Origin of the sequence: Nocardiopsis sp. TNDT3, from assembly GCF_003427465.1 — a bacterium.
Lineage (GTDB): Bacteria > Actinomycetota > Actinomycetes > Streptosporangiales > Streptosporangiaceae > Nocardiopsis > Nocardiopsis dassonvillei.
Map to the genome: position 1 here is coordinate 1 of NZ_QPFC01000435.1, position 7,759 is coordinate 7,759.

General features: G+C 74.5%; 6 protein-coding genes and 2 pseudogenes. 7 read left to right on the top strand and 1 reads right to left on the bottom strand.

Annotation, left to right across the window (positions count from 1 at the left end; genetic code table 11):
- The 6 genes and pseudogenes from DQW06_RS29805 to DQW06_RS11455 all read left to right on the top strand — a co-directional run.
- Window positions 1-468: pseudogene (locus DQW06_RS29805) on the top strand (long-chain fatty acid--CoA ligase); the annotation flags it as partial.
- Window positions 465-1,964: an aromatic amino acid ammonia-lyase gene (locus DQW06_RS11435; protein ID WP_117198415.1), complete on the top strand. Its 1,500-nt coding sequence runs from the start codon at window positions 465-467 to the stop codon at window positions 1,962-1,964. The pseudogene DQW06_RS29805 and the gene DQW06_RS11435, both read left to right, overlap by 4 nt.
- Before the next feature lie 134 nt (window positions 1,965-2,098).
- The gene (locus tag DQW06_RS11440; protein WP_013155714.1) at window positions 2,099-3,139 is read left to right on the top strand and encodes a ketoacyl-ACP synthase III family protein; all 1,041 of its coding nucleotides are present in this window, start codon (window positions 2,099-2,101) and stop codon (window positions 3,137-3,139) included.
- Between the two features lie 15 nt (window positions 3,140-3,154).
- Window positions 3,155-4,300, top strand: coding sequence for an acyl-CoA dehydrogenase family protein (locus DQW06_RS11445; protein ID WP_013155713.1), 1,146 nt, complete (start codon window positions 3,155-3,157; stop codon window positions 4,298-4,300).
- Window positions 4,297-5,784: an amino acid adenylation domain-containing protein gene (locus DQW06_RS11450; RefSeq protein ID WP_013155712.1), complete on the top strand. Its 1,488-nt coding sequence runs from the start codon at window positions 4,297-4,299 to the stop codon at window positions 5,782-5,784. Before DQW06_RS11445 ends, DQW06_RS11450 begins: the two co-directional genes overlap by 4 nt.
- On the top strand, window positions 5,781-6,056 hold the full coding sequence (locus tag DQW06_RS11455) for a phosphopantetheine-binding protein (RefSeq protein ID WP_071623065.1): 276 nt from the start codon (window positions 5,781-5,783) through the stop codon (window positions 6,054-6,056). Before DQW06_RS11450 ends, DQW06_RS11455 begins: the two co-directional genes overlap by 4 nt.
- A 21-nt stretch (window positions 6,057-6,077) precedes the next feature.
- Here the strand turns inward: DQW06_RS11455 and DQW06_RS11460 are convergent, their stop codons facing one another.
- Window positions 6,078-7,064, bottom strand: a complete 987-nt coding sequence (locus DQW06_RS11460) for an aldo/keto reductase (protein WP_013155710.1) — start codon at window positions 7,062-7,064, stop codon at window positions 6,078-6,080.
- A 337-nt stretch (window positions 7,065-7,401) separates the two neighbouring features.
- Here DQW06_RS11460 and DQW06_RS11465 point away from each other — a divergent pair.
- Window positions 7,402-7,759: pseudogene (locus DQW06_RS11465) on the top strand (hypothetical protein); the annotation flags it as partial.

The following is a 7,759-nucleotide window of genomic DNA, read 5'->3' on the forward strand; positions in this document are numbered from 1 at the left end:
GGGGGGGGGCCCGCCGCCCCGGCGGCGGAGGCGCCCCTGGTGGTGCGCAGCCCCCGTCTGGCCCGCCCCCAGGACGGGACGGCGGGCCCCGAGTGCCGCATGGACGACCACGTGGTCCGCGTGGGGGAGCGCGGTTTCGGTTTCGCCGGGCGCAGGACCCGGCTGGTCAACGTCAACGGCCGCCGCCTGGACCTGGACGCCATGGAGGAGACCCTGGCCGGCGCCCTGGAATGCGAGGACCTCGCCTGCGTCCCCGTGCGCGACCCCCTGACGGGGGAGCACTTCGACCTGCTGGTCGTACCGGGGGAGAACGGCGTCCCGGGCGCCGACGAGATGGCGCGGGCCCTGGACCAGATCGCGTACCGCCCCCGGAGGGTGTGCGCGGTGGAGCGGATCGACCGCTCCGAGACAGGCAAACTACGGCGCGTGCAGCCGACGCGCGCCCGCCCCGAAGGAGTGGACAGTTGACGCCTACGCCGAGCAGCCTGGCCGAGGTCCTCCGCCAGGCCGAACCGGACGCGCGCATCGGATGGACCGAGGAGGACCTCTCGCGCATGCGCGCCAGCGCCACGACCATGGCCAAGCACCTGGCCGAGGGCGCCGACGTCTACGGCGTCACGCGCGGCTTCGGCCCGCTCGTGGCCTTCCCCGCGGCGGAGTCCGCGGGCGAGCAGGGGGAGGGGCTCATCTCCCACCTCGGCAGCGCCCAGGGCGAGCCGCTCCCGCCCGAGGTCAGCAGGCTCGTGGTCGCGCTGCGCCTCACCAGCATGCGCCGGGGCTACTCGGCGGTCTCGGTCGACTTCTGGCAGGAGCTCGTCGGCCTGTGGAACCGGGGCTTCACACCCGTCATCCCGAGGGAGGGCACCGTCAGCGCGAGCGGCGACCTCCAGCCCCTGGCCAGCGCCGCCCTGGCCTTCGCCGGGCAGGGGGAGGCGTGGGTGTCCGACGGCCCCGGCCGGTGGTCCCGCGTGCCCGCCGACGAGGCCCTCGCCCGACTGGGTGCCGCCCCCGTGCGCTGGAGCGCCCGCGAGGCCCTCTCCTTCGTCAACGGCAGCGGGGTCAGCCTCGCGGTGACCCTGCACAACCACCAGCAGGTCGAGGACGTCGTGCGCGCCTCGGCGATGATGACGGCGCGGATGGCGGACCTGCTGGGGGCCAACCCCCAGGCGTACGCGCACGGTGTCGCCGAGGCCCGGGGACAGGCGGGCCAGACCGCGGTCGCGGCCTGGATCAGGTCCGACCTGCCCGCCGGAGCCGAGCGCGCGCCCTCGCGACCCCTCCAGGAGCCCTACAGCCTGCGGTGCGCGCCGCAGGTGCTGGGCGCGGTCCTGGACCAGCTCTCCGCCGCCTCGCGCATCCTGCTGCGCGAGGCGGTCGGGACCACCGACAACCCGGTCAGCCACGGTGACGAGGTCCTGCACGGGGGCAACTTCCACGCGATGCCGGTGGGGTTGTGCTCGGACCAGATCGGCCTGGCCCTCCAGCAGGTCGCCTACCTGGCCGACCGGCAGCTCTCCCTGCTCTGCGCCTCGGAGACCAACGGGGGCCTGCCCCCCATGCTCACCCCCCGGCCCGGCGCGGGCAGCGGTCTGGCCGGGGTCCAGGTGAGCGCCACCTCGTTCGTCTCGCGCATCCGCCAGCTCGTGACGCCCGCCAGCCTCACCGCCCTGCCCTGCAACAACGGCAACCAGGACCACGTGCCGATGGCGCTGAACGGCGCCAACTCCGTGGCCCAGGCGATCGAGCTGGCCTGGCTCGTCGTCGGTTCGCTCGGCGTGGGCCTGGCGCAGCTCGCCGCGCTCTCGGGCCGGTCCGAGGAGGCGGGGCCGTGGGCCCGGATCGCCGAGCTCAGCCCGCCGCTGGACCGCGACCGCCCCCTGGCCGCCGAGGTGCGGGCCGTGCGCGACGCCCTGGCCGAGGAGGCCGCCCACAGAGCCGACCGGTGGCCCCTGCCGGAGCTGTGACGGCGGCCGGGGCGGGCGCGCTCCGGCCCTTCGCTACCTTCGTCCCGCGCCCCGGTCCGGGGGCGCGCCGCCGACCGGGCGCGCATCCGGGCGGGCCCCGGCCGCCCGCCGCGACCGGACAGGAAGGGTTCCCCTTGAAGACGCCAGAACTATGGATCCGCGGCCTCGGCGTGTACCTGCCCGAGACCCGGGTGAGCGTGCGGTCCGCGGTCGAACGGGGCCTCACGACGGCGGAGGAGGCCGCCGTGCACGACATGGTCGGCGCCGCCGTGGCCGACGACCTGCCCGCGCCGGAGATGGCGCTGCGCAGCGCCCGCGAGGCCTTCGAGCGGGCCGGGGCCAGCCCGGACGACGTGCGTGTCCTGCTGTACGCCGACACCTGGCACCAGGGCCCGGACGGCTGGTTCCCCCAGTACCACCTCCAGCACCACCTGGTCCGCGGCGACGTCATCGCCGCCGAGGTGCGCCAGGGGTGCAACGCCCTGTTCACCGCCATGGAGCTGTGCGTCCCCCACCTGAGGGAGGCGCCCGAGGACGCGACGGCGCTCCTCGTCGCCGCGGACAACTTCGGCACCCCGGGCGTCGACCGGTGGCGGTCGGGCGCCTTCGTACTGGGCGACGGCGCCTGCTCCGTCCTCCTCGGCCGGCGCCCCGGACCCGCGCGGGTGCTCGCGGTGGGGTCGATGGTCGTCCCCGAGCTGGAGCAGCACCACCGCTCGGGTGAGCCGGACTTCCCGCCCGCGGCGACCACCGGCTCGCTCCTCGACTTCCGGGCCAGGGCCCGTGACCACGCCCGGCAGGGCGAGCGGGACCCGGAGGTGAACATCGCCTGGTTCACCCTCCAGAAGAAGATGATGCTGCTGGTGGGCCGGACCCTGGCCGAGGCCGGGGTGGGTTTCGGGGACATCTCCCGGGCGGCCTTCGGCAACCTGGGCCCCGAGGCGGTGGAGCACCGCTGGATGGAGGTCCTCGGCCTGCCGATGGAGCGCTCCACGTGGGAACACGGCCGCACCATCGGGCACATCGGCGCGGCTGACCCCTTCATCGGCCTGCGCCACCTCATGGACGAGGGCGAGGTCGGGCCGGGGGACCACGTCATCCTGGGCGGACTCGGATCGGGGATGACGGTCTCCTGCGCCGTGGTGAGGATCGCCGAACCCCCGTCCGGCTCCTGAGACGGAAGGGACACCGTGGACTTCGACCCGACCCCCGAGCAGCGGGAGAGGGGTGAGCGCGTCGCCGCGCTCGTCCGGGACCGCCTCGGCGGGGCCCCGCCCCGCGAACACGACCAGCCGCTGACCCGCGAGGAGTGGCGGACCGCGGCCGAGGCCGGACTGACCGGTGCGTGCCTGCCCGCCTCCGTGGGCGGCGGCGGGCTCGGCGCGCTCGACACCGCCCTCGCCCTGGAAGCCCTCGGTTCGGCCTGCCCCGACGCCGGTCTGCCCTTCGCGGTGGCCGCCCACCTGCTGGCCTGCGGCGTCCCCATGAGCGAGTTCGGCCGCGGCCCGGAGGTCACCGACCTGCTCCGGGGCATGGCCGGCGGGGAACTGGTCGCGGGCAACGCCGCGACCGAGGAGGGCGCGGGCTCCGACGTCAACGCCATGGCGACCACGGCCCGGCCGGAGGACGGGGGCTACGTGCTCGACGGGACCAAGTCCTTCGTGAGCAACGCGGCCGAGGCCGACGTCCTGGTCGCCTACGCGGTCACCGACCCGTCGGCGGGCTTCTTCGGCGTCACCGCGTTCGCCGTGCCGCGCGGCACGGCCGGGGTCACCGTCGGCCCGACACTGCGCAAGGCGGGACTGCACGCCTGCGCGGCGGCGCCGGTGACCTTCTCCGGCTGCCGCGTGCCCGCCTCGCTCAGGCTGGGCGCCGAGGGGCAGGGGAACGCGGTCTTCCAGTTCTCCATGGCCTGGGAGCGGGCCTGCCTCCCGGCGATCTACCTGGGCGCCATGGAGGACCAGATGGGCAGGGTCGCGGCGCACGTGCGCGGCCGCAGGCAGTTCGGGCGGCCGATCAGCGAGTTCCAGGCGGTCTCGCACCGGGTGGCCGCGATGCGCCAGAGGCTGGAGGGCGCCCGCCTCCTGCTCTACCGCGCCTGCTGGCTGCTCGACCGGGCCAGGCCGGAGGCCGACACCGCCGTCTCCCTGGCCAAGGTCGCGGTCACCGAGGCGGCCGTGGCCAACGGGCTCGACGCCGTGCAGCTCTTCGGCTCCTCCGGCTACCTCGTCGGCACGGGGATGGAGCAGCGGCTGCGCGACGCCCTGCCCGGCACCCTCGTCTCGGGCACGAGCGAGATCCAGCGCGAGATCATCGCCCGGGGGGAGGGCCTGTGAACCTCCAGGACCTGGTCCGCCGGTCCGCGCGCGAGGCGCCCGAGCGCACCGCGCTGCGCTGCGGGGGCCGGGAGCTGACCTACGCGGAGCTGGACGCGGAGGCCGACGCCATGGCCGCCGACCTGGCGGCGCTGGGCGCGGGCCCCGGCGAGCGCGTCCTGGTCTGGGCGGAGAAGGGCCTGCGCGCCGTCGCCGCGTCCCAGGCGGTGCTCCGGACGGGGGCCGTCCATGTTCCGGCCAGCGGCGCCATGCCGCCGGACCACGTCCTGCGGATCGCCGGGGACTGCCGACCGCGTGTGGTCTGCGCCGCCGCCGCGGACCTGGAGCGGTTGCGCGGACGCCTCGGCGCGGACACGGCGTTCCTCGACATCGACGCCCCTCCGGCGCGGAGCGGGCCGGTCCCCGCCTGCACCGCGCCCGCGGACGCGCCCGCCTACGTGCTCTACACCTCGGGGTCCACCGGCAGGCCCAAGGGTGTGACGGTGAGCCACGCGGGCGCCCTGGCCTTCGTGGAGTGGGCCCGCGGGGAGCTGGACGCGGGGCCGGGGGACCGCTTCGCCAACCACGCCTCGCTCACCTTCGACCTGTCGGTCCTGGACCTGTACACCGCCTTCAGCGCGGGGGCGTCGGTCACGCTGATCCCCGAGGGGTACTCCTTCGCGCCCGACCTGCTCGTGGACCTCGTCCACAGCGAGGGCGTGACCGTCTGGTACTCCGTGCCCTCGGCGCTGGTGCTGATGATCCGCGACGGCGGGCTCGCCGACCGGCCCCCGCCTCCGGCCCTGCGCGCCGTGCTCTTCGCCGGGGAGGCGCTCCCTCCGGAGTACGCCCGGCGCCTGGCGGAGTGGAGCCCCGCACGGCTGCTCAACCTGTACGGACCCACCGAGACCAACGCGTGCACCTTCCACGAGGTGGTGCCCGCCGACCTGGAGGACGGGAGGCCGCTGCCCATCGGCCGGGCCACCGCGGGCAACCGCGTCTGGGTGCGCGCGGACACGGGCGGACCCGCGGCTCCGGGCGAGGCCGGAGAACTGGTGGTGGACGGTCCCACGGTGATGCTCGGCTACTGGGGGGCGCCGCCCGTGGAGGGCCCCTACGCCACGGGCGACCTGGCACGCGTGCGCGAGGACGGCGTGTTCGAGTTCCTGGGGCGCCGCGACCACATGGCCAAGGTCCGCGGGTACCGCGTCGAGCCGGGGGCGGTGGAGGCGGCGCTGGAGCGCAGCCCGGACGTCGAGGAGGCGGCCGTCGTGGTGACCGGGAGCGGGGTCACGGCGGCCATCACGGCGTTCGCCGTCCTGAGGAGGGGCGCCCGGCTGGGAGTGCTGGGGCTCAAGCGCCACGCCTCGCGGCACCTGCCCGCCTACATGATCCCGGACGCGGTGCGCTTCACCGAGGCGCTGCCGCGCACACCCAACGGCAAGACCGACAGACTGGAGCTCGCGCGGTGGGCGCGTGCTCCGGAGCGGAGGGAGAACACGTGACGAAGGACGCCAGCGAGCAGGAGGTGCGGGAACTCCTCCTGCTCTTCGTCCGCGACCGGTTCCTGGACGGCGACCCCCACGGCGAGCTGACCGAGGACTCACCGCTGCGGGAGTGGGGTGTGCTCACCTCCCTCAACACCGCCGTCCTGATGAACCACATCCACACCGGCCTGGGCGTGCGGATCCGGGCCGAGAGGATCGACCCCCGCGCGTTCACCGACGTCCGCAGCATCGCGGCGATGCTGTGCGCCGGGAGGACCGGGGAGGCCTGAGCGGCCACGGCCCCCCCGGGGTCACCAGGACCACGCCTCGGGGGCGGGGCCGCCCTTGCCGACCGGGGGGAACAGGGCGTCGATCCGTTCGCCGTCCCCCTCGCCGAGCCCCGTCTCCAGGGCCCGCAGCGCCCCGTCGAACTGCTCCAGGGTGCGCGGCCCGACGATCGTCGAGTGCACCTCCGGGCGTGACAGGACCCAGGCGATGGACAGTTCGGCGGGGTCCCTGCCGATCTCGTCGCACAGGTCCTCGTAGGCGGCGATCGTCTCGCGCCGCTCCTCCAGCGCCTGCATCGCCCGGCTCTTGACCGTCTTGACCGCGGTGCCCTCGCGCAGCTTGCGGATGGCGCCGCCGAGCAGGCCGCCGTGCAGGGGCGACCAGGTCAGGACCCCGATGCCGTACGCCTGCGCCGCGGGGAGCACCTCCAGCTCCACATGGCGCGTCACCAGGTTGTAGGCGCACTGCTCGGAGACCAGGCCGAGGAAGTTCCTGCGGTTGGCGGCCTCCTGCGCCGCCGCCAGGTGCCAGCCCGCGAAGTTGGAGGAGCCGACGTAGCGGACCTTGCCCTGGTGGACCAGGATCTCCATCGCCTGCCAGACCTCCTCCCACGGCGCGTTGCGGTCCACGTGGTGCATCTGGAAGAGGTCGATCCAGTCGGTGCCCAGCCGCCGCAGGGACCCCTCGCACGAGGCGATGATGTGGCGGGCCGACAGGCCGCGGTCGTTGGGCCAGTCGCTCATCGGGTTGAAGACCTTGGTGGCCACGATGGAGCGTTCGCGACGTCCGCCGCCCCTGCCGAACCACTCGCCGATGAGCTCCTCGGTCATGCCCTTGTGGACCTGCCATCCGTAGTGGTTGGCGGTGTCGAAGAAGTTGACGCCGTGGGAGAGGGCCCTGTCCATCATCGCGAAACTCTCGTCCCTCGGGGTGTTCACGCCGAAATTCAGCGTTCCCAGGCAGAGCCGGCTGACCTCAAGAGCGGTCCGGCCAAGGCGTGTGTACTGCATTCTCTCCCCTGTTTCATGGTGTCTCTCGCGGAGAAAACGGGACTCGGGGTCGGACGGAGCTCTCATCCGCTGAAGAAGCCCACGGGTAGGCCGCCACTTTTCCGGAGCAGGAAAGGCCGTCGGGGGAAGGCTTCCACGTTCCGGGGAAAGGCCGCGCCGGTATGCTCCGGTCCGGCGGATTCGGGCCGGGACCGACCCGCTCCCGGCGGACGAATGGCACCGTATCCCGGGCCCCGTGAACTCGACGCGGCCGAGGGCCCCTCCTCCGCCGCCGAGCCGCGCGGCGCCCGCCCCGGTCCCGGAAGCGGGTTCGGCCCTCCATCTGGGAGATGACCCCTTGCGTGTACTACTCGCCTCCTACGCGGAGAAGACGCACTTCATCGGCATGGTGTCCCTGGCGTGGGCGCTGCGCGCCGCCGGGCACGAGGTGCGCGTCGCCAGCCAGCCCGGACTGGCGGGGTTCCTGAGGAGTGCGGGTCTGCCCGCCGTCCCGGTCGGGCGGGACCACCTGCTGCGCGAGCGGTTCGAGCTGGTGACGCAGTGGGGCGAGGGCGACGCCCCGGGGCTGTTCGACGTGGGGGAGAGCTGGCCCGGCGACCTGTCCTGGGACGAGATGCGCTGGGGCCTGCGCGACACCGCGGCCTGGTGGTGGCGCATGGTGAACGACCCGATGCTGGAGGACCTGGTCGCCTTCT

Excerpts from the sequence above, each read along its gene's own strand:
- DQW06_RS11460 (WP_013155710.1), bottom strand. The coding sequence starts at position 7,064 with ATGCAGTACACACGCCTTGGCCGGACCGCTCTTGAGGTCAGCCGGCTC.